This is a genomic window from Paenibacillus sp. J22P165, from assembly GCF_059692015.1.
In genome coordinates this window covers 356930-383468 of the sequence record NZ_JCAUAP010000009.1, presented here as the reverse complement: position 1 = coordinate 383468, position 26539 = coordinate 356930, and the positions used below count along the sequence as shown (strand labels likewise).

Genomic DNA, 26539 nt, shown 5'->3' with positions numbered 1-26539 from the left:
GCCCGGTTGGGGAATCGAAGTTGGCAAAGTGTCATCTGGAGCGTAGTTATGATCATTTCATTGCTATCGTTGATGACGCCATTTATTATTTTCACATGTAGTTTTCTATTGGTTCCGGTTCTAATGTTATATGTCAAAACAAGTACAAAACGTTTCGTCATAAGTTATGTACTTAGCCTTCTCGTTATTTACATACTTACACAGTGGATAGGCCTCTATTTAATAACCATCGCGTTGTTCATATTGCCACCTGTGTTAGTGATGGGTAATCTGTACAAACGTAAAGCGGCAGCAAGATCTGTATTAACTGCGGGTATCGTTACCATTTTGGCTGAGTCATTAATAAGCTTGCTTCTAGGCTTTGTATTAGGTCTTAATCCGGTTGCGAAATTTAAACAATTTATGATAGATAGTATTGCAACCATGCCGCAAAGCATTCAGGAAATTTTACCGAAGGATCAAGACTGGTACGTTGGGTTCATTGTGCAGGTCATTCCGTTGTATTTGATTTTTGTGGCGTTGTTCATAACTTTTGTGACGCATGGCGTAACGCGGTGGTTTTTGAACAAATCCGGTGAAGGTATTCCAGGCTTGCGACCAATGAGAGAGTGGAAGTTGCAGAGATCTCTAGTTTGGATTTATTTAGTGGCATTTGTCTTAGATTTGTTTTCAAAACCTGATTCGAGCTCACTCATTTCGACGTTGCTGATGAATGCCATGCCGCTGTTGATGCTCGCATTCGCTGTTCAAGCGATAGGCTTTCTGTTCTTTGTGGCACATGCGAATAAATGGAAACCCATCCTGCCAATCGTGGCGATCATCGTATTGGTGTTCATGCCGCCACTATTTATTGTGTATAGCTTATTAGGGGTATTTGATGTTGCGTTTCCAATCCGTGAACGGTTCAAGAAAAATTTATAGGATTAGGAGCTAGTTCGAATGCCGAAGTTCCTTTTGAAGCGGTGGCACGGTCAGCATATTGTGTGGATGTTCGTTCTGCTCATCGCCTTGACGGCCATTATTTATATGTTCAAATGGTGGCTGGGCCTAACGGCTTTCTTACTCTGCGGAGTGATGGCGTATTTTACACTGCAAGCGGAGACAGCTTTTCGTCGAGAATTGAATACGTACGTCGGAACGATAACTCATCGAGTGAAGAAAGCCGGCAATGAAGTTATGAGCGGGCTGCCCATCGGCATTATTTTATATAATGAAGAGAAACGTATCGAGTGGCACAACCCTTTTGTAGCGAAAATGCTAGGACAGGACTCCGTGATTGGTGAATCACTCTTTGAGTATTTCCCCGATCTCAAAAACAAGAAAGACAAAAGTGATAAAATAGAGCTGACAGTTGGTCAATTTATTTATCAAGTGTGGACCAAACCGGAAGAGAGACTCCTGTATTTACGTGAAATTACAGAGCATGCTGTGTTGGCGAAGAAGTATGAGGATAGTAAGACGGCTATTGGTATCGTGATGATGGATAATTTGGAAGAGGCTACCCAGGGACTGGATGATCAGGCACGCAGTATTATGTTGGCCAAGGTGACCGGTGAGATTACAGAATGGGCTCAGAAGCATCAACTTTATCTACGTCGGACATCGTCAGATCGCTTCTTAATCTTGATGGATCAGAAAGCGTTGCGTCAATTAGAGCAAACCCGCTTTGAACTGTTGGATGATGTTCGGGATCTGACGATTGAGAACAAGCTGCCTTTAACGCTTAGTATCGGGATCGCCTCAGGTGCAGAATCGTTAACAGAGCTAGGTCAGATGGCACAAATGGGACTGGACATGTCACTCGGCCGCGGCGGCGATCAAGTGACCGTGAAGGTCGGGCAGCGTCTGTCCTTCTACGGTGGAAGAACGAATGCGGTTGAGAAACGCACCAGGGTAAGAGCCCGAGTGATTTCACATGCACTGCGTGATCTAATGAAGGACAGTGACAAGGTCATCATCATGGGTCATCGTTTCGCGGACATGGATTCGATCGGGGCGGCGATTGGTGTGCTCAAGGCGGTTCAAGTTGTCGGCAAAGAAGGCTACATCGTGCTGGAGGGTGTGAATCCTGCCATTCAGAAAGTGATGGAGACGATTTCGGCTGATGAGCGGCTGCACCGTTGGTTCATTACACCTGAGCAGGGGATGCAAATTACGACACAGCGTTCACTTGCAGTTGTTGTCGATACGCATAAAGCTTCCATGGTCGCCGAGCCCAAGCTCCTACAGCTGACACACAGGGTCGTAGTGGTCGATCACCACCGTAGAAGTGAGGAGTTCATCCATGATGCTACGCTTGTCTATATGGAGCCTTACGCGTCCTCTACGTGTGAGTTAGTGACTGAGCTCCTGCAATATATCAACGAGAAGCTATCAATGGAAGTTTTGGAAGCTACGATGCTCTTAGCGGGTATTGTTGTGGATACGAAGAGCTTCAGTCTTCGGACTGGTGCTAGAACCTTCGAGGCAGCGTCCTACTTACGACGTAATGGGGCAGATTCTGCACTCATTCAGAAGCTTTTGAAGGAAGATTTGGATTCTTATATTGAGCGTTCCGAGATTATTAAGCACACCGAAACGATCTATGATCATATTGCATTGGCAGTTGCTGAGCCATCACGCAAATATTCTCAGTTGATGATTGCGCAAGTTGCTGATACATTGTTAAATATGACGAATATTATGGCTTCCTTTGTAATTGCCGAACGACCGGACGGATTGATTGGAATTAGCGCGAGATCGCTAGGTCAAATGAACGTTCAAGTGGTCATGGAGCGTTTAGGTGGCGGCGGACATCTTACCAATGCGGCTACTCAGACGGACTGCACATTAGAGGAAGCAACGAATCGATTAAAACAAGTACTAGCCGATATGCAGGAAGAGGAGGGACTTTTCGAATGAAAGTTATTCTACTGAAAGACGTAAAAGGCCAAGGTAAAAAGGGCGAAGTAAAAGAAGTATCCGAGGGATACGCGCAAAATTTCCTAATCGCACAAGGACTTGCTGCTCCAGCTACACAGGGCACGGTAAAAGTGTTGGATAATCAAAAGAAAGCCGAGCAACGCCGCAAGGATCAAGAGAAGGCGGATGCACAGGCACTAGGTGAGAAGCTTAGTGAAATGACGGTACAAATTAAAGCGAAATCTGGCGAGGGTGGACGTTTGTTCGGAGCCATTCCAAGTAAGCAAATTGCAGAAGTACTGGAGAAACAATATAAAATCGTGATTGATAAGCGTAAAATCGTGCTGGAAGAGCCGATTCGTACACTAGGTGTAACGAAGGTTCCTATTAAGCTGCATGCGGAAGTAACATCTAGCTTGAACGTTCAAGTTACGGAAGAGAAGTAAGCTTTTGGAGCACAGGGCATGAAGATTCGCATAGAAAGAACAGAACGAGAGTCCCAGTCTGGGGCTCTTCTCTCTTGTAGTCACAAAACTAGTAAACTATTAAATAGTGAAAATGAAAGGCGGGCACAGTAGCATGAGCAATGGAGATAATATGTTTGTGGATCGTGTTCCGCCTCAAAATATAGAAGCTGAACAAGCCGTCATAGGGGCTATCCTGATTCATGGTGATGCGTTAATTACCGCCATGGAGCGGATCACAAGCGATGATTTTTATCGCGGTTCTCACCAGCGCATCTTCGAGTCGATCGTTGAGTTAGCCGAAGCGCAGGAGCCGATCGATCTCATTACCCTAACGGCCCTCCTTCAAAACAAGCAGCAGTTGGAAGAGATCGGCGGTGTCACGTACTTGTCCGATTTGGCGAATGCGGTGCCAACCGCTGCCAACATTGACTACTACGCGGCAATTGTCGAGGAGAAATCGATGCTTCGCCGTTTGATCCGTACGGCGACTCAAATTGTGTCCGATGGCTACGCGAATGAGGACAATGTCGGGATGATGCTCAGCGATGCAGAGAAAAAGATCCTCGAGATCTCGCAGCGCCGCAGCTCCACGGGTTTCGTCGTGATCCGCGACGTGTTGATGGAAGTATTCGAGAAGGTTGAAAGCCTCTACTCAAACAAGGGCGGATCAACGGGAATTCCATCTGGATTCATTGATCTAGACAAGATGACGTCTGGCTTCCAGCGCTCAGACTTAATTATTCTTGCGGCGCGTCCTTCCGTAGGGAAGACCGCGTTCGCCTTGAACGTGGCGCAGAATGTTGGCGTCCGAGCCAAAGAGACCGTCGCGATCTTCTCGCTCGAGATGGGCGCCGCGCAGCTCGTACAACGTATGGTCTGCGCTGAGGCGAACGTCGATGCGAATCGGATGCGTACGGGTAATCTAGAAGGAGACGACTGGGAGAAGCTGACGATGGCGATTGGTGCTTTGTCCGAGGCGAATGTTTTCATCGACGATACGCCGACGATTACGGTTGCAGATATCCGAGCGAAGTGTCGTCGACTGCAGCAGGAGAAGGGGCTCGGCATGATTCTCATCGACTACTTGCAGTTAATTGCCGGGCGTGGCGGAAAAGGCGGCGACAACCGTCAGCAGGAGGTCTCTGAGATCTCCCGTACGCTGAAGCAAATTGCCCGTGAGCTGAATGTACCGGTTATCGCGCTCTCGCAGCTGAGCCGGGGCGTTGAGCAGCGGCAGGACAAGCGTCCGATGATGTCTGACCTTCGGGAATCCGGTTCCATTGAGCAAGATGCTGACATCGTAGCGTTCCTATACCGGGATGATTACTACGATAAGGAATCGGAGAAGAAGAACATTATCGAGATTATTATTGCTAAACAGCGGAATGGTCCCGTAGGAACCGTCGAGCTGGCCTTCCTTAAACAATTCAATAAGTTCGTGAATATGGATCGCAGTCATCAAGAAGCAGCAGCCGGGCAGTATTGACGGCTGTTTTTTTTGTTTGTAGCTGGGGCAGGTGCTCCCCTGTGGAAGACCGTGTACAATTGTCTACACCCATGACGCCACAGAAATAACAGTAATTTATGTAGCTAAATCTGTAAAATTTCAGTACTAAGTCCATTTAACTGTATTTCATGTAGCTAATTCCTTAGCATTTCACTCTTTTGAGCGAAACTGCTGGAAATAACTGCATGTTATCCAGCTAAATCCTCTTTTCAGCAGAATTTCTCGAAAATAGCTGTAGTATTTCCATTTAATGATGAGTAGCGTGTTAATTGGAGAGTGAGAGGAATGATGTAGAGGGAGTTGGGAGGAGTTCAGAGTGGGCGAAATCCGCGAAAGCGCCGCAATCATGATGAAAAACATCGTTACAGCTGAATGCTCTGTTATACATGCTGTAAGCAAGAAAAACATCGTCGTTACAGCTAAGGTCTAACCAATGATAAACTCTTCCAACGCGAAATCCCGAATGTGTCTGTGTTTTTCTCCAGCGACAGACATAAAAATTGCCCCTAAGAGGAATCTTAGGGGTAACAAAATCCATATGAAAATGGCAAAGCCAGAGGTTTCCTTTCTTTCAGCGACAGCAAAGAAAAGTATGCGTAATTTCCGAACAATTATACATACACCCCTATAATCGTTCGTTTTTCATTGACTTTGGCATGGGGGACTGCTAAACTAAAGACGGTGAAAAAACCTTGATCGATAAGCCGGCTTGATGCAGGTAACTCGAAATAAGGTCGTTTTTTCATGCCGAAGGGTAGGTTTCCTTCCTGCAGATCACTGCCGAAAGAGACCAGATATTCCTTTGCGGTGAGTAAGTGAGAGTTAGCTCTCTTGTCTGTTGCCGCGCGTAGCAGTGAATAGAGGTAGTTGCATCACCAGAATCGCCAGAGGGAAAGTGCAATGGACGCTGAACGCTTTAGCGCTTTAATGAAGTCCAACTTTCATCTGTGGTCTTACAGCCATAACAGGCTCATTATGGGTGACTTGTCACCGTACGGAGGTAAGTGCATATGTCAACGGTTGTTGTTGTCGGTACGCAATGGGGAGATGAAGGGAAAGGTAAAATCACGGATTTCTTAGCGGAATCTGCTGAGGTTGTTGCGCGTTATCAAGGTGGTAACAATGCAGGCCACACGATCATTATTAGCGGGAAAAAGTACAAGCTAACGATGATTCCTTCCGGTATTTTTTACAGAGATAAAGCTTGTGTAATCGGGAATGGGATGGTTATTAATCCGGCTGCACTCATTGAAGAAATTAATTACATTCATGATAATGGTTTTACAACAACGAACCTGAATATCAGTGATCGCGCGCATGTCATTATGCCGTATCATTTGTTACTTGACGGTCTGGAAGAAGATCGTAAGGGTGATAGCAAAATCGGTACGACCCGCAAAGGGATCGGTCCTTGTTATATGGATAAAGCTGCTCGTAACGGTATTCGTATCGCGGATTTGATGGATGCAGAAGAGTTCGAATTGAAGCTTCGTCGCATTGTTGCTGAGAAAAATGTTTTGATCGAGCAAGTCTACGGTTCAACAGGTCTTGATGTGGAGCCAATTCTTAAAGAGTACCTCGCATACGCTGAAATCATTCGTCCATACGTGAAGGATACTTCGGTTATCCTGAATGAATATATTGACCAAGGTCGCAGAGTGTTGTTCGAAGGCGCGCAAGGCGTTATGTTGGATATCGACCAAGGCACATACCCGTATGTTACTTCTTCCAACCCAACAGCTGGTGGTGTTTGTATCGGTTCCGGTGTAGGTCCAACGAAGATTCACAACATCATCGGTGTGGCAAAAGCTTATACAACACGTGTCGGCGACGGTCCGTTCCCAACGGAATTGGACAATGAAATCGGCGCTTGGATTCGTGAAAAAGGTTTTGAGTACGGTACGGTAACAGGTCGTCCTCGTCGTGTAGGCTGGTTCGACAGTGTTGTTGTACGTCACGCAAGACGCGTGAGCGGTATCACGGGCTTGTCCTTGAACTCTATTGACGTTCTGACAGGTCTAGAAACCGTCAAAATTTGCACAGGCTACATGTACCGCGGTGAGTTGATTGAGCACTACCCAGCGAGCTTGAAAGCTATCTCCGAGTGTGAAGCGGTGTACGAAGAGCTTCCAGGTTGGACAGAAGATGTTTCTGAAGCGCGTACGCTGAGCGATCTACCTGAGAATGCTAGACACTATGTAGAGCGTGTATCCCAGCTAACAGGTATCCCAATCGCGATCTTCTCCGTAGGTCGTAACCGTGAGCAAACAAATTTAGTTCGTCCTATCTACGCTTAATCATAGATAACCTAAACAATCCTCTAGACTGCTTTCGCAGCTTAGGGGATTTTTCTTTTTCCTATAGGGATATAATGGCAGGGTTTTCGTCCATACTGGGAAGAGAAGCTTATCTATGTGTGAGCAATGTTAGGAGTGATACAGAGCATATGAAACTATTAACTTGGTTAAGTAAAATCGTCATAAGTACCGTCCTTATTACATCAATTACGATGTTTACAACGTGGTATGTGGTAAACATGTACGTGGAGGATATATTTCGACAGTATCAGCTACCCGCGATGGGTAAAAAGATTCAATTTGGTGAATTTGCGTCAAGATTGGCGGAAGAGCTGAATATAGTTAAGGGGAAAGACGGGGGGAAGAAGGCAGCATTAGGGGAAACCCCTACAACGAAGCCATCGCCAACTCCTAGTCCCAACCCGTCAGGGGCGTTTCCAAGCCCGAGTTCAAGTCCAAATCCGAATGATCAACAACCTGTAGGCGGTATTAGTTCGTCAAGCGGTGTAGATGCATCTACAACGAATCAGGACGATGCGATAGCCGTGATGGGAAGCGCTCGAACGGAGGAGAGCGAGAAGAAGGAGCTTGTCATGTCCACTGAGGATTTTGCGAAGAAGAAAGAAGCCCTATCCAGCGATGATAAAATGAAAATATTTTCTCTTGTTGTCGCTAAGCTTCCACAGACAGAGGTGCAGACACTCTCCGGGATCCTGGAAGATGGGATTACGACGCAAGAGCTTGATGTAGTAAATGCGACACTCAAGAAATATTTGAGCGACAAAGAGCTGGCGCAGTTAACTGACATATTAAACAAATACTAGGTTTATGTTAGGGGAGTTGCTGACCCATGGATCTCATCCGTAGCTTCCCTACTAAGTTTCTTGCCTTTTCGTCAATTCATGTAAAATAGAGGCAAATGAAATTGGGATTTCGAACAAAAATACAGACTTTTAGCGACTTCTTTTGGTGGTGGACACGAATCTATCACATGGTTATCGAGTATTTTGTTGAAATAGGCACAGAAAGTGTGTTAAATTTAACAAAAGAAAGATAGCATAATGGATATTATGTCTAATCAAGGTTTATTTATGTATCCACAAAGTAACTATGTTACAGCACGGATGCAAAACCGTTCAAAGGGAGAAGATCATGACAGGTTTCAGGGGAATGCGTTTTGTCATGGATCTCATGAAGAGATTCACGCCTAAGCGAGAAAGCTTGACCGGAAATGAATCATTATCAGACAAGCAGCTAGAGGACGTTCAGCCAAACGAAGTAGCGACATCCAACAAGACACTAACGGTGATTAAACGACATAAATGGGCTCTTTCGCTGGGTGTAGGCGCAATTGCACTTACGGGCGCGATTACGTTCGCCGGACATCAATATGTAGAAGCAGGCATGAACAATGTGTATCATGTCATGCTTAACAACAAAGAAATCGGTATCGTAAGCGACAATAAAATAATTGATGAATATAAGATGAACAAACCGTTAGATGTACAGAAGAATTTTCCTAATGTTCATGTGGTGCTTAAAACAGACGGAATTAGCTACACGTCTGAAAGGGCTTACAATGTGAAAACGGAGGATTCTGCTGTTATTTCCTCGTTGGATCAATTGCTCATACCTCAACCAGTGGGTGTAGCAATGAAAGTGGATGGCAAGACGATCGCGATTGTGAAGGATAAGGCGACTGCCGATCAAATTCTAAATCAAGTGAGTGAACCATTTACACCTAAAGGGAAAAATAACGAAAAAGTAGCTGCCTTATCTACCGGTCTAGGTGAGGATATATCTACAGCACCATCCGAGCTTGAAAAGGTGGAATTCGTGCAGAAGATCGATACAGCGGAAGTTCCCATCGATCCAACGGAGTTAGCAAAGCCTGAAGATGTCGTGAAGACATTGCAGACTGGCGATGTTGCACCAGCGAAGTATACGGTTGTTGAAGGTGACTGTGTTTCCTGTATTGCGAAGAAATTAGGAATTACTAAGCAATTTATTTATGATAATAATCCAGGAATTCAAGATGATAAGCTTAAGATAGGCAATCAACTGGACGTTACGGTATTGAAGCCAACCCTGTCTGTCAAAACAACGGAGAAGATCGTAAAGAATCAAGAGATTCAGTACGATACCGAATATGTGAAGGACGATTCGATGCGAGTAGGCGTCGTCCAACCGATTTCAGCAGGAAAGAATGGGCTTAAGAAAGTAACGATTCAAGTGACGAAAGTCGATGGTTTACTGACGGAAGAGCAAGTCGTTAATGAAGAAATTATTGATCAACCCGTTACCGCTAAAGTGAAAAAAGGAACGAAAGTCATTAAAGGTGAAGGCACAGGGAAGTTCGCATGGCCTGTCATTTCACCAAGCATCTCTAGTACATTCGGTTATCGTTGGGGCAAGTTACATAAAGGCATCGACATCACAGGTAACAGAAATATTATGGCTGCAGATAATGGCAAAGTTGTTGAAACAGGTTATAAGTCAGATTACGGAAATTATATTATTATTAACCATCTGAATGGTTATGAAACACTTTATGGACATTTAAGTCAAATTACTACGAAGTCAGGCACTATCGTCGAAAAGGGCGAAAAGATTGGCATTATGGGGAGCACAGGCGACTCCACAGGGGTGCATTTGCATTTTGAAGTGCACAGCAGTGGAAGCTTGGAAAATCCTTTGAAATATTTGAATCGCTAAATAAAAATAGAGGCAAGGTCGAACCGGACAACTCGGGGGCCTTGTCTCTTTTTAGTTAAATGTATGTTAAAATAAAGAAGAGTATGTAGGAAATTACTGGCTGGTACAAGGATCTAACTCTGGCAGCTGCGCGCGCAATTAGGTGTGGCAGTGTCAGTTACTTTATAGTAGGCGGTGGTCACATGTTTGGGAAAATTCTCGTGGTGGATGACGAACAACCAATTGCAGATATTTTGAAATTCAACCTGGAGAAAGAGGGCTATCAGGTCATCTGTGCGTACGATGGTGGAAGCGCTGTAGAGCTGGCGTTCTCCGAACAGCCCGATCTCATTCTCCTTGACCTTATGCTGCCTGTAAAAGATGGCATGGATGTATGCCGTGAGGTGCGCTCTAAGCTCAATACACCGATTATTATGCTGACAGCGAAGGATACGGAGCTGGACAAGGTCTTGGGCTTAGAGATGGGCGCAGACGACTATGTGACGAAGCCATTCGGCACGAGAGAGCTGCTGGCCCGTGTAAAGGCACATCTGCGCAGGCAGACGAAGGTGCAATCGACAACGAATGAGCCAGAAGCACAGCGGAACGGGATGCGCATTCATGCGTTATTCATCGATAACGATATGTATATGGTCTACAAGGACGGAACACCACTTGACCTGACACATCGGGAGTTCGAGCTTATTCAATATTTGGCTAAAAACTCAGGCAAAGTGATGACCCGTGAGCACCTGCTGCAAGCGGTGTGGGGCTTTGAATATTTCGGTGACGTACGGACTGTCGATGTGACGATTCGTCGTCTGCGCGAGAAGCTGGAGACAGATCCTAGTCGTCCAGAATACATTATGACGCGTAGGGGTCTCGGTTATTTGATGCGCAGTCCGAAAGCCGGAGGCTTCTAAACATGAAGGGCATCCGCTTCTTTCAATCGATTCAAGCGAAGCTAATTATTATTTATGTTCTACTGATTTTAATCGCGATGCAGCTGATTGGCGTGTATTTCTATAAGACAGTAGAGACATATTTCAAAAATGACTTCCTAGCTTCCCGCAATAGTCAGGTTACGCTGCTTGCTGGCTTCGTTGAATCGTATTTGACGGGGGATCAGGAGAGCAAGAATGCGACAGAAGGCAAGAAGACGTATGCGGATTTAAACGAATTCGTTAGCAATCTATTCTCTATTAATAATGCCGAAATCCAAATCATTGATGCGAATGGGAACGTGATCAGCACGTCGGTTGCGAGCCATTTGAAGCAAAAAAATACACAGCCAGAAGTAATTCGGGCGCTGCAAGGGATTAAGGATAATCAGCGGATTTTCACAGATGAGGATGGGTACCGGAAGGTGATTATCGCCAAGCCGGTCGGCAGCGGGGTACGTGTCTTAGGGGCCGTGTACATTATCGCCTCCATGGAAGATGTGTACAAGACGATTCGCTCGATTAACCGAATTCTCATTTCCGGTACTTTGATTGCTTTGGGGCTGACAGCGATTCTGGGTGTTATTTTAACGAGCACGATTACGAACCCAATTAAAGAGATTACAAAGCAAGCAACGGCTGTAGCCGAGGGTAATTTCGATCAACAAGTCGTGATTCAAGGGACGGATGAGATCGGTCAGCTGGGGCAAACCTTTAATTTCATGATGAATCGGCTGAAGGAAGCACTCTCGCTTAATGAAGAGGAGAAAGAGAAGCTCGCCTCGATTCTCACGAATATGAACGATGGCGTAATTGCTACAGACGATAGAGGACAAGTGATTGTGTTGAATCGTCGCGCGAAGCAGATCCTGCAAGTAGAAGAGGAAACAACGCTAGGTCGGGATATTGCTGAGGTTATCAGCATTCCAATCGATACGATTCGCGCTTTAGTTACTGGGCAAGTGAATACGACGCTGCTGGATATTCAGCTGCCAGACGACGAGGATGAGCAATTGTCGGTTCGTATTACGTTTACGCCGATACATAAACGTGGCGAAGGCCAGCACGGGATCATTGCGGTGCTGCAGGACGTAACGGATCAAGAGAAGCTGGAGCAAGCCAGACGAGAGTTTGTAGCGAATGTCTCACACGAGCTGCGAACGCCGCTGACGACGATCAAAAGCTATCTCGAAGCGCTCGATGATGGAGCGATCGAGGAGCCGCAGCTCGCGTCACGGTTCATCAGCGTGACACGCAGTGAAACGGAGCGGATGATCCGCTTGGTAACGGATTTACTGCATTTATCACGACTGGATTCGAAGCAGTCGATGATGAGTAAGTCCACAACACTTGTCAGCGAGATGCTGGAGGAGGTTGCGGACCGGTTTTCTTTTCAGCTGCAGCAACGAAAAATTCAAATAATGTTACACGTGGAACATGGCGTAACAAGCCTATTGCTTGATCGCGATAAAATTGATCAGGTCCTCGATAATTTGGTATCCAATGCGATTAAATATACGGGCGATGAAGGAACCATTCGGTTGGAAGCACGCAAAGTTGACAAAGACATGCTAGAAATATCTGTACAAGATAATGGGATGGGGATCCCGAAGAAGGATCTGTCGCGTATCTTTGACCGATTCTATCGGGTAGATAAAGCACGATCTCGCAACATGGGAGGCACAGGACTGGGTCTGTCCATTGCCCGGGAAATAGTGAAAGCACACGGTGGAACTATTGCTTTGGAGTCGGAGCTAGGTCAAGGAACACGCGTCCTATTTACATTGCCGATTCGGCAAGAAGAGGAGGGGGAAGTATGATAGAGAGCTTGAAAACGATCTTTCTTGTTCTGTTGATCGGGACAAGCTTGTATCAGAGCTTTATCCTTGCTTCCTACAGTCCTCCGAAGATTGAGCCGATTCAGCAAAGTAATTATGTACAGACCGAGACGTTGGGCAAGCAATCGGAGCTGTCGGATATGCTATTTCCAGATCAGCTTATTATCCACTTAGGTAATCAGCAGCATTCTGTGCTATATCCGAACAACTATTACTACACCAGATTGCTAGATAATATTAAGCAACGTAGCTTCAAAGGCTTTCGTAAGACATCAATGTACCTCGTGAATGTGAACTGGGAAGATGTTCGAACGAAGCAGCTTGGCGTGGAGATTCGGTTCCGGGAAGGCATTCCATTCACGATCCTGCAACAGTTATTCCGTATTGAGGGCGAAATCCCAGTTGAGAATGATAAAATCACGAAAATCTGGATTTACTCCAAGGGAACGAATGATGAGGTTCGTGCGTTTTTCTTCACGGATTCGCCCGGTGTTGGCTATGAGGTCATTGGGGCGGATTTCACGAGCAAGGACGTTGAGAATTTCGTAGCGTATGGCGAGCCAACTAACTTATACAAGACAACCAATAGCGGTGATTACTATTTGCCGTTGAAATCGCTGCATCTCCCGAGTTATACGTTCACGTATACGCAGCTTACGGCGGATCAGTTGAAGCAGAGCTTGTTCGTGGACCCTGGGATTACTCGGTATTTGAAAGAGCGAGATGGGTCGGAGATTTACACCGATAGCAAGCGCGGCTTCCAGCTTAATCGAGATCAACGATGGATTACGTATTTCGATCCGGTAGCACCTGCGGCTAGCAAAACCGAGGTGTTGGAAGATTTGATGGCTGGGATCAAATTCATCAATCAGCATATTGGCTGGGATGGAAGATACATGGTCGCCCGTACCCCAGAGAAGCAATTAGACAACCAGACATTCATGTTCCGTCAGTACTATGAATCACTTCCGATTGTCACCGCGCAGCCTGAGGGTTTTGGAACGATGAGAATGGAAGTGCAGAAGGGTGTTATTTCCGGATTCGAGCGATCCATGGTGATTCCCGATCTGAAGTCGGGGCAGCGACGCGAGAATGAGTTGATGTCGGGTGAGGCTGTTGAGAAACGATTACAGTACTATCAACGTCGATCCAGTATCGTTTCTATTTTTCCAGCGTATCGTCCTGTGATCTCAGATAAGACATTAACCCTAACGAGTGCGTGGGCACTGGAGCTGCGCGATGGCACGTATGATTTTATCGAATAGACAAATCACTGAGGAGGGTTGGTGAGATTATGAATTGGAGTAGGGCCAAGACGATTTTGATTGCTTCGTTTTTACTGTTAAATATGATTCTCGGCTTCCAGCTGTGGTCCACCAATCGCTCCAACCAGACGGGGACTTCCTTAGATCCCTCCAGTACGGTGGAGGATTTGAATCGTGCGCTCCGCAATAAAAATATTCGTCTGACAGACGAGTTGCCGACAGATTCACCAAAGCTAAAGGTTATAACCGTGAAATATGATGACAGTATCAAGCTGGGCGAGGTGAAAAAGCTCAAGACCCCAATTTACATGAGCACATTGCTCGGAAAAGGGGCAAGTAAAGAAGCGCAGTCACTTTCGGAGATTCCGAACTTCGCTATGTATCAACTAGATTCTGTTATGAGTCAAAATGGGATCTATGTCTTCTCCCAATTGTATGGCAAGGTTCCACTCTTCGATGTGACGGTCGAACTCAAAGAGAAAAATGGAGAAATTACCAGTTACCGTCAAGCTTTTGTTGAAGTAGAATCAGAAGTAGAACAGACGGAGCAGAAGTTAATTTCCGCCCAATTAGCGGTCCGCAGTTTAGTGGACAATTACTTAAGTGATGGCTCGATTATTACAGAGGTTCGCTTGGGGTATCATGGACAACCTTATAATTCGCAAACACAACCGATGTTCCCACAGTGGCGGATTACGATCGATAATGGATATGTGTATTATGTGCAAGCATTCAATGGGGCAGTAGAGTCACTGCAAAAGGGTTCTGAGCCCGTACCATTTGAATCAGAAGGTGGAGTAGCTTCTCCATCTCCAGGCGATAAGAGTACGCCTAAGAAGTAGCAAGGATTAACGAACTGGCACATAGGTAGGCATAGAGGAGTAGGGAAGATGGGAATTCGATTTACGGTATTATCAAGTGGTTCTACGGGGAATGCAACGGTTGTCGATAACGGTGAAGTTAAGCTGTTGATCGACGTAGGCTTCAGTGCGAAGAAGATGGAGCTGCTTATGAAGGAGCGGGAGCTCGCGGCGAGCAGTATAGATGGCATTTTGGTCACACACGAGCATTCTGATCATATTAAAGGGTTGGGTGCGTTCGCTCGTAAGTATGATGTGCCGATTTATGCCAATGAAAAGACGTGGGTAGAGCTGGATCGCCAAATTGGCGTCATCGCTGAAGGTAACAAGCGCGTGATGGACACGGGCGGCGTAGAGGAATTTGGAACGCTCAAAGTGGAATCCTTCGGGATTTCACATGATGCGGCGGAGCCGGTTGGTTACGTCTTTTATGAAGGGGAACAGAAGTTAAGCGTGGTGACGGACCTCGGCTATATGAGCGAAAAGGTGAAAGAAAAGATCTCGGATTCAGATGCCTTGGTCTTGGAAACAAATCATGATGTAGACATGCTGCGCGTGGGTCATTATCCATGGAGCATTAAACGACGCATTCTCGGAGACAAGGGACATTTATCCAACGAAGCCGCAGGGGAAGCACTCTGTGATATCATGACGAATAAGACGAAATCTGTCTATATGGCGCACCTTAGCCGTGATCATAACTTAATGGATTTGGCCAGGCTAACCGTGAATAATATAGTACAAGAGCGGGCGCCAGAGGCGAAGCAGCTGCGGCTGATGGATACGTATTTTGACCGTTCTACGAAATGGGATGTATTGGATTCGGAGTAAGCGCTGCGTCAAGCTCCTGGGATTTGAGCTGAAGTTCTTGTGCGGTAATGAGACCTTTATCAATCAATACTTGAATGAGAGATGAGAGAACGAGGGACTGGTGATAGTGGCTTTCCTTGAGGTCAGCTAGCTTACCGATCATGTTAATTTCTTCAAAATGAGAAGGAATACGGTTCATCTTGGCATTCTCCTTTAAATAAGGTCTATTAAAAATTTTCTATCACTCTAGTAATTCGGTAAGAGATTTGGTTTACTATTATTGTAGGCAAGAAGCGAGCGAAACATTCCTATTTTTTGCAAAAAAACAATCACAGGATGTCTTGAACGCGTCCACCGATTGAAATAAAGCAACGCGAGTGTTAAGTTGGCCCCGTCAGCGAGGAGGGATCCGAAATGAGTTTGTTTGATGATGATTTTTATTCGACCAAAAGATCCAGAAGGCGCGAGCCGGTTTGGCGTCCCAAAGGGACAGGGAATTTATCCAGTTTCACGAGTTTTGCTGGTCGAAGACGGTATGTTGCCCTCATCGCAGGGTTCATCGGGGCACTAGGCATGCTCATAGTCGTAGGGATCGTTCATGCTATCGGAGGAAGTAATTCGTCAGGGAACGCACTTGCGATTCCTGTGGTGGCCAAAGCGGATGTCCATCCAATGAATAGCAATGACTCGGTTGTTGCGGCAACGGACAAAATAAAACCAGCCGTGGTCAGCGTCATCTCCTCGAAGAAGGACGAAGCGGGGCAAGAGTCGGGCATCGGCATCGGATCAGGCGTTATGTTTGCGCGGAACGGGGATAAAGTTCGCATTGTGACGAATAGTCATGTCGTGGAGAACGGGAACCAGTTCGAAATCGTGAACTTTGAAGGCGAGCATCGCAAAGCTACGTTGGTTGGCCGCGATCGCATTACGGATCTTGCTGTGTTAGAGGCGGATGGCAAAGACATTAAAATACTTGCCGAGTTCGGGGACTCTGACACGCTGCGTGCGGGTGAGATGGCGATTGCCGTGGGCAATCCGCTAGGTCTGGGCTTCTCACCCACGGTGACGCAAGGCATCGTTTCTTCACCGAAACGGACGATACCTGTCTCCCTTTCCCGTGAGGGTACGGATTATGACTGGGAAATGGACGTCATCCAAACGGATGCCGCGATTAACCAAGGCAACAGTGGGGGACCGCTGGTCAATATCGAGGGCAAAGTCATCGGCATCAATTCCATGAAGATATCGGATACGGGTGTAGAAGGTTTAGGTTTTGCGATTCCGATTAATAGTGTCAAACCGATTATTGATAGTCTTATCAAGGATCACAAGGTGAAACGACCATTGATTGGGGTGTCGACACAGGAGTTGCAAGCTTTTAAGGGAACGGATGTATTAAAGCTGCCTGCAGATGTCAAAACTGGAGTTATCGTCTTTGACGTGTCAGGGCCTGCGAAGGAAGCGGGACTGAAAGCGCAAGATGTGATCGTACAGTTGGATGATCGCAAGATTGAGAGCACGATTGGATTGAGGAAGTACCTTTATAACGAAAAGAAAATCGGCGATAAGATCAACGTGGTGTACTATCGCGGCGGAAAGAAGCTGTCGACGGTGCTGACGCTGGTTGAGGCGACGGATAAGTAGTTTAGGAGAAAAGATCAAGTGAAAGAAAAGAAATCTACAGAGCCGCCAACGGATGAGAGGTACTAAACATGCATGTCGTTTGTAAAGATCATGTGGAAATAGCCATAGATGAATTTGTTGATGAGTACGAGGAAGCTCCAGACGTTGTGGATTTGCAGAAAACCCACTTTGCCCACTGGGCACCGCCTGAGCACTGCGAGCATTGCCAGTCATTATCACGTTTTCTAATCGTATGAGGGGGGCCTGAGGGCCTCTTTTTTCTTTGTCAGGCGTGTTTAGGCACACTAAATAGACACACCAAAAGTGCTTAATGTGTAAAAAGCCGAATCAGAGAGGTAATAAGCAAGCTGGGTGAGCTTATTTGCTGAAAGCGGGGGCAGATTGAAGCAAAATCATGAAATTAAGCATTTGGCGAGGTCTTATTACGCCTTTTGTCTGGAAAGAACAAAGAATAAGAACAATAAGCTTGCTTACCGTATGTGGCGTCGGGTGTTTGTTGTGTTAGTAGATCGAATGGTATGATGGGTAGAACGATGGAGAGATGAAAAGGGGCACGAAACGTTATGCAGATACAGATACTGACCGTTGGTAAATTGAAAGAGCGCTATCTCGTGGACGGGATCGCGGAGTATATAAAACGTCTTGGCCCGTATGCCAAGATGCAAATGATAGAGGTGCCGGATGAGAAGGCACCAGAGAACATGAGCCCTGCTGAGGAGCAGCAGGTGCGGGATCGTGAGGGCGCGCGGCTGCTGGCTGCGCTGCGCCAGGATGTGTACGTCGTGGCGCTGGCCATCGACGGCGAGATGTGGTCGAGCGAGCAGCTGGCGAGCTCGCTCGATAAGTTGGCCACCTATGGGCGGAGCCAGGTGGCTTTTGTTATTGGCGGCTCGCTGGGGCTGTCCAGCGAGCTGCTGCGCCGTGCGGATATGCGGCTGAGTTTTGGCCGCATGACGCTGCCGCACCAGCTGATGCGGCTGGTGCTGGTGGAGCAGATTTATCGCGCGATGCGGATAAATCGGGGGGAACCGTATCACAAGTAGTGGTAAAGCAGAGAGTTGAAGTGAGAGCTGATTTGATTGACATAGCAAGAAGTCATTCTCTTGTGACCTAACGATACGATGACTAATTGAAATGGCGGAGAGCCTCTTTGAGGGGCTTTTTTTGCGTTGAAAAGCATTATTGTATCTTTCGGAAAAAGTGTTCTGCCATTATCCTTAATTTGTAAGTTGATGCTATAATAAATAGGGAGCGAAGAGTCATTAAGAAAAGAATGAATTTATCTAGAAATGCGTAGGAAGTTAAGCTATGACTAACTCAAGATTTAGAGACACAGGTGAAAGAATATATGATTTTCTATTCAAATACGACATTCTCATTGAGTATCCCTATTGCATTAAGACCTGTAAATGGGAAATTCGGCTATTTGGATTTGTATGAAATAAAGAGTTGTCTACTAATACTTTTGATGATTCTAAGATATACAGTAAAACATGGATTTCATTTAAAAAGCTACTATGAAATTTTGAGGTGTATAAGAAATGTCTAAAAAGAAAGAGAAAATAGTTTCACCTGAAGAGTTAGAGATGCAAAAACTGGCTCTGGAAGAATCAATTAATCGTATTGAGAAGTCCCTTGAATTAATACCAGAGCCAACGTATATTTTTGATGTTGGAAGTCCTATAAGGATTGGGAATACTCAAGATATAAAAATTGAAAGAGTATTGTTTGATGGTAAGGCATATGAAATTTCATATACTACATATGAGCCTAACCAGCTAGGCTGGAGACTAGTTAAAAAGGAGAATCAAAAAAGAATAGTTCTCTGGACAGAAATTAGAAAAAAAATGCATGTAATTCCTGAACAAATGACTAAAAACCTTGATTTACATTTGGATTTTTCTCAGATATTTCTACAAGGAATTATTGATAAGGCTTATTACATTGGTGTGGATTTATCACCTAGTTATCAAAGCGAATTTATTTGGAGCTTAGATGAAAAGGAGAAATTGATTGACTCAATATTTAATGGATTTGGGATTGGAGAATTTGTCTTTGTTCGATTAGAATCAAAAAATCAAGGAATGTTTGAGTATGAAATCTTAGATGGAAAAGAACGAATTAAAACGATTCTAGAGTTTTATGAAGATAGATTTTCGTATAAAGGAATGCTTTATAGCGATTTGTGTGACAATGATCAAGGTAGTTTTATATTCTATTCAACCAGATTTGCAGTCCTGAGTGGAATTTCTGAAGAGCAGAAACTAAGATATTTTCTTAAACTGAACGGTTATGGAAGCAAGATTAATCAGGAAAGTCTTGAGAAGATACGCCAGAGGCTGACTAACTTAAAATAGGGTTAGCTTAAATAAACAGTAACAAGGTTCACATCGCGCGGAGGGACCCTGTTACTGCGCGAACTTCTCGGCGAAAGCCTTAATCCGATCGACGAAAATCCCTTGCAACTGATCGGTGCCTTCCTTTGGTGCTTTGTAGGCTTTATAGCCTCCGAATGATTCTATGCAGAGCGCCGCTTCTCTAAGGTCGGCTGGAATATTCCTCTGGATAATCTCTTCCGTCTCCTTGGGCTTCTCGTTACAAATAAAGTATCCCATGCCTTTCTTAAGGAGCTCGTCATGATTTTTTTTGATGAAGTCTCGAATCGGCTTATATATTTTCCCGTCTCTTACTCCCGCCCCCAGAATGATACGGTCAAATTCTCGTATGGCGGGCTTGTCCGTCTCCAAGTTGCATGTCGTGCAATTCGACAATTGCTCCGATAATACGTTTACGCATTGCGCCGTTGCTCCGGTTTTTGTTGCGAATAGAACGAGTACAACCATGTTTTCTTCACCCTTATCTCGTTATGATTTGTTACGCGCATTCGAATTAAGATGATGGATCTGATCCTCCAGGACCGCGCTTGCTTGGCCAAGGAACTTTGTTATGAGTGCGAGCTCTTCATCTGAGTAGAAAGTGGTTAGCTTTACGATCTCCGCATGAAGCTGAAAATATATTCTGCTTACGTCCTCATTATTCTCGTATAGCGGGACGATAATCACCTTGCGACGGTCTTGTGGATCAGGCTGTCTTTGGACAAAGCCGTGTTTTTCTAACCGATCGATTAACGCAGTAACGCTCCCTGTCGTGAGCCCGGTTAGCTTCGAGAGCTCGCCTGCCGTGATAGGGCCTTTCTCGTGTAAGATATCGATGGATAAGAAATCATTATTGTATAACCCGAGAGCGGTCGCGACGCTTTGCTGATAGAGCACCGTTCGAGTTCCTAAGCTTCGCATGCGCAATGTGAGATTCTCTTGCTGCACCGTTGGCTGTAATTGCTGATCACTGGACAACTGGTGGCCCTCCTCTTAAAATGTAAAGTGTCTTGATCATCAAGATACTTTACAATCAATATACTTGATGATGCGCTATAAATCAACTTTCTTATCAGAGGGAAGTATTGCTAGGATACCGCGGCCCATTAATGCCGGAGGGTGCGGAAAAACCAAGGAAGGTTGTGGTGGTATTGAAAAAACACCATGGATTGAATGGGAAGACGGCTGTCGTAACAGGAGCAGGAACGGGACTTGGCTATGCAACCAGTCTTGCACTAGCTGAAGCCGGTGCGAACGTGGTGCTCACGGGTCGTCGTTTGGAAAAGCTGGAATCCACTTCCCGTGACATTGGCAATTTAGGAGGTCATGCCCTGTGTGTTCAGGCTGATGTTCGCAAAGAGTCCGATACCGTAGATGTCATCAAGCGCACGTTAGATCATTTTGGTCAAATCGATATTCTTATTAATAACGCTGGCATAGCTATGGAATCCACCGTTTTTGATATGACTGTGAGCGAATGGCAGGACCAATTAGACACGAATTTGACAGGGGCATTTCTGATGATTCATGCCGCGCTTCCATTTCTCCGAGACAACGGAGGGGATATTCTGAGTATCACGTCTAGTCTGGCCACGCATGGCTATGCAGGATATGCTGCGTATAGTGCGAGTAAGGCCGGCCTGGAAGCTCTTGTACGCGTTATCGCTGAGGAAGAAGGGAGGCACGGTATTCGGGCTAACTTGTTCGACCCTGGTGTATTTATCTCGGAGATGAACCCCTATGGAAAAAGCCCGAATTCGATTGCCTTAAAAATTATTGAATGCTTGTGTATCGTGGACCCCTCTTATACTGGCAAACGAGTTGCTGATCATTCATCCCTTTAGACTCCCTTCTGCTCATCTTCTACCTCCAGAGAATAGGCATTGCGTGCCACGCAGTGTCTTGACACCTAATCGTAACCTGTCTGTCTTGCAGGTTATCCTACACCATCACTTTCCAACAAGGAGTAAAAATTGTCGCGGTCTTCATCATCGAATTTGCCAAGCGGCCGTACCCTGACAAATTCATGTCCGCCAAACATATCGATTTCCTCACCGTAACTATTGTAGAGCGCAATCATATTGCCATCCCGATTCAGCTCCAGATACCCGTAACAAGCTGCCTCGGGCGCTTTGTTGTATAAGAGCAAAAATCTGATTTTGTCCAGGCTATTCATGCAGATCCCCTTTCCTTATTCCACATCTTCTCATCGAACTGAATAATATTTTACGTGACACGGGATGAATTGGAAAAAGCGATATCGCCCTGCATATTCGCAATTTCATTCCTATTTAGAAAGCATAAGGGGGGATCTCCCGCTATGTCGCACATTCGCACAGTATCTCTTGACGAGACGCGATTTGGGGATTATGATATCGTGCCGGTTAATTCAACGAGGTAAATCAATAAACAGTTGAGGGATGGAAATACAAATAGATTGAAGTTGGTTGTAAACAGTGTTAGTCTAACAACGGTAAACTCAACATCTATGATTTGCAAAACACCTACTAATAGTCACTATTTTAGTTATAAAGAAAGGTAATACTATGATAAAAGTTGATAACTTATCCTTCTCATTTCCGCAAAAAGAACTATATACAAACATTTCATTTACGCTTGAAGAGGGACAACATTGCGCTTTCATAGGAACAAGCGGCAGTGGGAAAAGTACATTAATAGATATACTGATGGATCCAGAAAGATATTTGTTCGAGGGCAAGTTAGAAATAGACCCGGCTTGCAAGATTAGGCATGTAAGTCAATTCCCACAATTCGACAAAACGAAAGAAACAACGGTTTTTGAATATATCGGGGAAGAATTTATTAAGATACAAGATGAAATAACAGCTATTTGTACGGAGATGGAAACATCATCGGATATGGATACGTTATTAGAAAAGTATCAAGTAGCTTTAGACACATTTGATACAATCGGTGGGGCTGATTTTGAAAGTAACATTAATAAGAAACTAAATCTAGCAAACCTCATGAAGCTAAAAGATCTAAGGGTATCCGATCTGAGTGGTGGGGAATTCAAACTGATTCAAGTGATGAAGGAAATGCTTAGTAGTCCAGATTTAATGATTATGGATGAACCCGATGTATTTTTAGACTTTGAAAACCTAAATGCACTTAAAAATTTGATTAATTCTCACAAAGGTATGCTGCTAGTCGTTACGCACAACCGATATCTATTGAATCATTGTTTCAACAAAATTCTACATCTTGAAAACATGGAGATCCAAGAGTTTGATGGGCGATATATCGAATACAATTTCTCATTACTTCAAACAAAAATAGAGCTGCAAGAAATCGCAGTCGCTGAACAAGAGGAAATTGAGAGATACGATAACATTATTGATAATCTTAGAGCTATCGCAACGTATAATTCAGAAGCCTCTAGAGGTAGAGCGTTAAAAGCTAGAGTTAGGTTTCAAGAGAGATTGGAAGCGCGTAGAATTAAAGCGCCATTTGTTGATATTAAGCAACCTACAATTAGCTTTGGTATTGAAAATGAGATGGAAGACACCATTGTTGTAAATGTTAATAATTACAGTGTTACTTTTGAAGAGTTGCTTTTAGACAATGTTAACTTTGAGATAAAATCTACAGATAAAGTAGCCATTATTGGTCCAAACGGCACTGGGAAAACGACTTTACTCCGAGATATCTTTACTAATAATCATGCTTCAATTGAAATAAATGCTGATGCTAAAGTGGCTTATCTATCTCAGAATCAAGGCGAAGTGCTAAAGGATTCTAATACTATTCTAGAAGAATTCATCGATGCTGGGTTTAAAACGTATGATGAAGTTAGATCGTATCTTTCAAACTATGGCTTTGAAGGAGAAATCGTTAATCAAAAGATTGCATCTTTATCTGGTGGAGAAAAAAATATGCTTCAATTGGCTAAAGTTTCTGCTAGTAAAGCAAACCTGCTGCTACTTGATGAACCGACAAGCCATTTGGACACCTATACACAAATTGCACTGGAGAAAGCGATTACGGACTATAAAGGTGCGATTCTCATGATTTCTCATGATTTCTATTCTGTCGTTAATGGGATGGATTATGTGTTAATCATTGATGATAAGACGATTAGAAAGATGAGTATGCGCAAATTTAGACAGATGATTTATGCGAGCCATTTTGATAGAGACTATCTAGAAAAAGAACAAAATAAAAAAGCAGTTGAAATTAAAATTGAACTGGCTTTAAAAGATACTAATTTTGAACTTGCAAAAGTATTGGTTGAGGAATTAGAAGAGCTGATTAAGTTACTATAAATGTATGAACGAAGGGGCGTCCGATAGGGCGCCCTTTTGCGTTTAATTTTGCTTCACAGCAACCTTGGATTCCAACTTATTGGTCTAGAATAACGCTGGAACGATCATGACAACCATGAGAATGCTAGCAGTCAAGAAGCCAGACTGACAAGCGGATACCAAATGAGGGACATTTGGCGTTGCACGATCGAGTTGACTTGCGACAATGGTTGCCAATGCAGCCGAGACGAAGGCGCCGCCGATATTTTGAACAATGCGAGTGGCGATGCTGGCTTGAGGAATTTGCGATTTTGCCAAACCCGTATAGGCATCACTCATTAATGGAATTGCGACGCCACCAACGCCGATACCACGAATAAGAAGGATCAAGGCGAGGATCCAATAGCTTGTATGTTGATCGATCCAAATGAAAGGAAGGTGCCGACTAAAGAAATAGAATTGAAATGATGACAATCAGCTTAGCCCCAATGCGATCTATCATTTTCCCAATCAAAGGTCTAACAAGCAGCATGCCTACTCCCTGAGGGATTAAGGATAATGCAGCAATAATAATCGAATCGTTACGAACATTTTGAAATAGTGGTAAAGCGGAGAGTGGAAATAACAGTTGTTAAATAATTCTGTACACAGAGTTAATAATCTCTTGTTTGATCATCTCCATGCAATATTATAATGTTTGTGATATTGGAATGGCTGTGCCTACCTTATGACCTATAACGAAGAGGTGTATGTTTTTGTTACGCTGGTTCAAACGAAAAAGTCTCCTGTTCAGCAGCTCGCTGATTCTGTCTCTCGTTTTTTTACTTATCATCGGGATCATGGCTTTTCTCCTCTACAACACGCAGAAGAACGCCGCGTATGACGAGTTTATCGACCTCGGAAGCAAGCTCAGCGCCCAAGCACAAGCGAATCTTAACCATATTGGACTGCTCACACAAGCTGTCAATACCAAGGGGCCCACGCCGGATAACGATGTGCAAACCTTACAGCTCATGCTCGATAGCATGACGGATAAGGATATCATGACCAATGCTTATTTATTATCAACCGTCTCCATAGCTAAAACTGACGGCACTTACCTGCTCGACGTGCTGGCCAGTAAGGAGCTCGCCGCCGCGGGCGTAACCATCGGCAGCGAAGTTCTCCCTCCAGACGTGTTGCTGGATGCGTTCAAACAAGCGGTTAAAGGACAAGCTTCCCTTTCGGCTACGTACAAAGATGAATTTGGCACATGGATTTCTTACCTGTCGCCGATCGTCGACGCGCATGGCCAAACAATCGCCGTGATCGGGCTGGACTACGATTATGGGAAAGTGCAGAATCGAATACATCTCATTCTGGCCAAAGCCATTGGGGTCGGCTTGCTCGTCACTCTGCTTGCTATCGCGCTTGTACTGGTGCTCGTCCGCCTTGTCGTCCGGCCGCTCCGCTTGCTCGCGCAAACGGCTGCAATTGCCGCTCAAGGCAACCTAACTGTCACGGTGCCCGCATTCGGAGAGAATGAAATCGGTCAGGCGGCAAGCTCATTCAACGAAATGATCGGCAGCCTGCGCACCTTGACGGTCCATATTAAACAAACCGCCAGCGAAGTCGCCTCTTCTTCCGGCAATCTGAAAGAAACCGCTGGTCAAACGGCTATGGCCACAAACGAAATCACGCTGGCTATCCAACAGGTGGCGGAAGGCGCTTCCACGCAGTTGGTAAGCATGGACGAATGCCTGCGGGCAATGACTGAGATGGCCGTCGGCATTCAACGCATCGCGGAATCATCGTCGTCGGTCTCGGACTTGGCTATGGAGACGACGGAGCAAGCCGTAAATGGCGAGCAGGTTATCAACCGCACCGTGGATCAGATGCAGACGATCGAGGATCAAGTCGTTCAAGCGGCGGCAACAATGGAGGAACTCAATGCGTCCAACAGTAAAATCGGCGACATTCTTAATCACATTGCCGATGTCGCCAACCAGACGAATCTGCTTGCCTTGAACGCTTCCATTGAAGCGGCCAGAGCCGGCGAGCATGGTAAAGGCTTCGCTGTCGTCGCTCAAGAAATTCGCAAGCTGGCCGAGCGCTCCAAAGAGTCCTCGGAGGAAATCGCCGCTATTCTGCATGCCATTAGCTCCCAGGCTGGCGAAGTCAGCGAGGCCTTGTCCACATCCGCCAGACAGGCGCGCATCGGCACGGAGCTTGCCGGGACATCCGGTAAATCGTTCCGCGCGATTCTGGAATCGGTGAAGCAAGTCTCGGAGCAGGTGCAGGAAGTATCCGCCGCTTCCGAGCAAATGTCCGCTTGCAGCGAGCAGATTGCCGCTTCACTTGAGGAATCAGGACGCAACGCCGAAGCAGCTTCCAGCCATTCACAGCAAGTGGCCGCGGCGTCGGAGGAGCAACTTGCCTCCGTCGAAGAAGTCGCCAGAGCCGCTCGCCAGCTCCGTTCACTCGCTGGCGAGCTAGATGATGGCGTGAGCCGGTTTCAGCTGTAGTAAAATATGTACACCTATGTTCATTACTTGGAGCTAGAGTAAAACAGGAAAAGAACCGAGCGATGGCTTAGCGATGGCTTCGGTTCCTTTCCTGTGTAACTATGGAATTTCAGGGCACCTGGATTTGTTGAATAATGGCGAATTTAAAATTTATTTGTCTATAAATGGAAA

At 45.3% G+C, this 26539-nt stretch carries 24 protein-coding genes; 19 read left to right on the top strand and 5 right to left on the bottom strand.

Going from position 1 to position 26539, the window contains the following annotated elements; all coding sequences use genetic code 11:
- Positions 1 to 6: 6 nt before the first annotated feature.
- From AC58QM_RS24240 to AC58QM_RS24185, 12 genes are all read left to right on the top strand, one after another.
- A complete protein-coding gene (locus tag AC58QM_RS24240) occupies positions 7 to 921 on the top strand; it encodes a DUF2232 domain-containing protein (protein ID WP_497287414.1) in 915 nt (304 codons plus the stop codon).
- A gap of 18 nt (positions 922 to 939) precedes the next feature.
- Complete coding sequence (locus tag AC58QM_RS24235) at positions 940 to 2901, top strand: DHH family phosphoesterase (protein WP_497287413.1); 1962 nt, start codon at positions 940 to 942, stop codon at positions 2899 to 2901.
- A complete protein-coding gene (gene rplI, locus AC58QM_RS24230) occupies positions 2898 to 3347 on the top strand; it encodes a 50S ribosomal protein L9 (RefSeq protein ID WP_497287412.1) in 450 nt (149 codons plus the stop codon). Before AC58QM_RS24235 ends, rplI begins: the two co-directional genes overlap by 4 nt.
- Positions 3348 to 3480: 133 nt before the next feature.
- The gene (gene dnaB / locus AC58QM_RS24225) at positions 3481 to 4854 is read left to right on the top strand and encodes a replicative DNA helicase (protein WP_497287411.1); all 1374 of its coding nucleotides are present in this window, start codon (positions 3481 to 3483) and stop codon (positions 4852 to 4854) included.
- Positions 4855 to 5885: 1031 nt separating this feature from the next.
- On the top strand, positions 5886 to 7172 hold the full coding sequence (locus tag AC58QM_RS24220) for an adenylosuccinate synthase (protein WP_173116987.1): 1287 nt from the start codon (positions 5886 to 5888) through the stop codon (positions 7170 to 7172).
- 149 nt (positions 7173 to 7321) lie between these two features.
- Positions 7322 to 7996: a hypothetical protein gene (locus tag AC58QM_RS24215; protein ID WP_497287410.1), complete on the top strand. Its 675-nt coding sequence runs from the start codon at positions 7322 to 7324 to the stop codon at positions 7994 to 7996.
- 328 nt (positions 7997 to 8324) lie between these two features.
- Positions 8325 to 9887: a peptidoglycan DD-metalloendopeptidase family protein gene (locus AC58QM_RS24210; RefSeq protein ID WP_497287409.1), complete on the top strand. Its 1563-nt coding sequence runs from the start codon at positions 8325 to 8327 to the stop codon at positions 9885 to 9887.
- A gap of 182 nt (positions 9888 to 10069) precedes the next feature.
- A complete protein-coding gene (yycF, locus tag AC58QM_RS24205; protein WP_310499892.1) occupies positions 10070 to 10789 on the top strand; it encodes a response regulator YycF in 720 nt (239 codons plus the stop codon).
- 2 nt (positions 10790 to 10791) lie between these two features.
- Positions 10792 to 12627 carry a cell wall metabolism sensor histidine kinase WalK gene (walK, locus tag AC58QM_RS24200; protein ID WP_497287408.1) on the top strand — a complete coding sequence of 612 codons (1836 nt, stop codon included), beginning with the start codon at positions 10792 to 10794 and terminating at the stop codon, positions 12625 to 12627.
- Complete coding sequence (locus AC58QM_RS24195; RefSeq protein ID WP_497287407.1) at positions 12624 to 13910, top strand: YycH family regulatory protein; 1287 nt, start codon at positions 12624 to 12626, stop codon at positions 13908 to 13910. The genes walK and AC58QM_RS24195 overlap by 4 nt, the downstream gene beginning before the upstream one ends.
- Before the next feature lie 29 nt (positions 13911 to 13939).
- On the top strand, positions 13940 to 14752 hold the full coding sequence (gene yycI / locus AC58QM_RS24190) for a two-component system regulatory protein YycI (RefSeq protein ID WP_497287406.1): 813 nt from the start codon (positions 13940 to 13942) through the stop codon (positions 14750 to 14752).
- A 48-nt stretch (positions 14753 to 14800) separates the two neighbouring features.
- Positions 14801 to 15601, top strand: a complete 801-nt coding sequence (locus tag AC58QM_RS24185; protein WP_310499896.1) for an MBL fold metallo-hydrolase — start codon at positions 14801 to 14803, stop codon at positions 15599 to 15601.
- Here the strand turns inward: AC58QM_RS24185 and AC58QM_RS24180 are convergent.
- Positions 15570 to 15779, bottom strand: coding sequence for a hypothetical protein (locus AC58QM_RS24180; protein WP_310499897.1), 210 nt, complete (start codon positions 15777 to 15779; stop codon positions 15570 to 15572). The two genes, AC58QM_RS24185 and AC58QM_RS24180, sit on opposite strands and share 32 nt — an antisense overlap.
- A gap of 215 nt (positions 15780 to 15994) precedes the next feature.
- Between AC58QM_RS24180 and AC58QM_RS24175 the strand changes: the two genes are divergently transcribed.
- The 4 genes from AC58QM_RS24175 (at position 15995) to AC58QM_RS24160 (ending at position 19581) form a co-directional block, all read left to right on the top strand.
- Positions 15995 to 17224 (top strand): S1C family serine protease, encoded by a 1230-nt coding sequence (locus AC58QM_RS24175; protein WP_497287405.1) that lies wholly within the window; start codon positions 15995 to 15997, stop codon positions 17222 to 17224.
- 68 nt (positions 17225 to 17292) lie between these two features.
- On the top strand, positions 17293 to 17460 hold the full coding sequence (locus AC58QM_RS24170; protein WP_063795715.1) for a CxxH/CxxC protein: 168 nt from the start codon (positions 17293 to 17295) through the stop codon (positions 17458 to 17460).
- A gap of 327 nt (positions 17461 to 17787) precedes the next feature.
- Positions 17788 to 18267, top strand: coding sequence for a 23S rRNA (pseudouridine(1915)-N(3))-methyltransferase RlmH (rlmH, locus tag AC58QM_RS24165; protein ID WP_497287404.1), 480 nt, complete (start codon positions 17788 to 17790; stop codon positions 18265 to 18267).
- Between the two features lie 498 nt (positions 18268 to 18765).
- A complete protein-coding gene (locus tag AC58QM_RS24160) occupies positions 18766 to 19581 on the top strand; it encodes a DUF262 domain-containing protein (protein ID WP_497287403.1) in 816 nt (271 codons plus the stop codon).
- 51 nt (positions 19582 to 19632) lie between these two features.
- On the opposite strand, the gene AC58QM_RS24155 is transcribed toward AC58QM_RS24160, so the two are convergent.
- Positions 19633 to 20067: a flavodoxin domain-containing protein gene (locus AC58QM_RS24155; RefSeq protein WP_497287402.1), complete on the bottom strand. Its 435-nt coding sequence runs from the start codon at positions 20065 to 20067 to the stop codon at positions 19633 to 19635.
- Between the two features lie 21 nt (positions 20068 to 20088).
- Positions 20089 to 20520: a MarR family winged helix-turn-helix transcriptional regulator gene (locus AC58QM_RS24150; RefSeq protein WP_497287444.1), complete on the bottom strand. Its 432-nt coding sequence runs from the start codon at positions 20518 to 20520 to the stop codon at positions 20089 to 20091.
- A gap of 224 nt (positions 20521 to 20744) precedes the next feature.
- Here AC58QM_RS24150 and AC58QM_RS24145 point away from each other — a divergent pair, with 224 nt between their 5' ends.
- Positions 20745 to 21443 carry an SDR family NAD(P)-dependent oxidoreductase gene (locus tag AC58QM_RS24145; protein ID WP_497287401.1) on the top strand — a complete coding sequence of 233 codons (699 nt, stop codon included), beginning with the start codon at positions 20745 to 20747 and terminating at the stop codon, positions 21441 to 21443.
- A gap of 92 nt (positions 21444 to 21535) precedes the next feature.
- Here the strand turns inward: AC58QM_RS24145 and AC58QM_RS24140 are convergent, their stop codons facing one another.
- A complete protein-coding gene (locus AC58QM_RS24140; RefSeq protein WP_497287400.1) occupies positions 21536 to 21775 on the bottom strand; it encodes a hypothetical protein in 240 nt (79 codons plus the stop codon).
- Between the two features lie 370 nt (positions 21776 to 22145).
- Between AC58QM_RS24140 and AC58QM_RS24135 the strand changes: the two genes are divergently transcribed.
- Positions 22146 to 23885, top strand: a complete 1740-nt coding sequence (locus AC58QM_RS24135) for an ABC-F family ATP-binding cassette domain-containing protein (RefSeq protein WP_497287399.1) — start codon at positions 22146 to 22148, stop codon at positions 23883 to 23885.
- Between the two features lie 84 nt (positions 23886 to 23969).
- Here AC58QM_RS24135 and AC58QM_RS24130 read toward each other — a convergent pair whose 3' ends face one another.
- Entirely contained in the window at positions 23970 to 24338 is a 369-nt protein-coding gene (locus tag AC58QM_RS24130; RefSeq protein ID WP_497287398.1) for a hypothetical protein, read from the bottom strand.
- Positions 24339 to 24619: 281 nt separating this feature from the next.
- On the opposite strand from AC58QM_RS24130, the gene AC58QM_RS24125 reads away from it, so the two are divergent.
- On the top strand, positions 24620 to 26368 hold the full coding sequence (locus AC58QM_RS24125) for a methyl-accepting chemotaxis protein (protein WP_497287397.1): 1749 nt from the start codon (positions 24620 to 24622) through the stop codon (positions 26366 to 26368).
- The last annotated feature ends 171 nt before the right edge of the window (positions 26369 to 26539 follow it).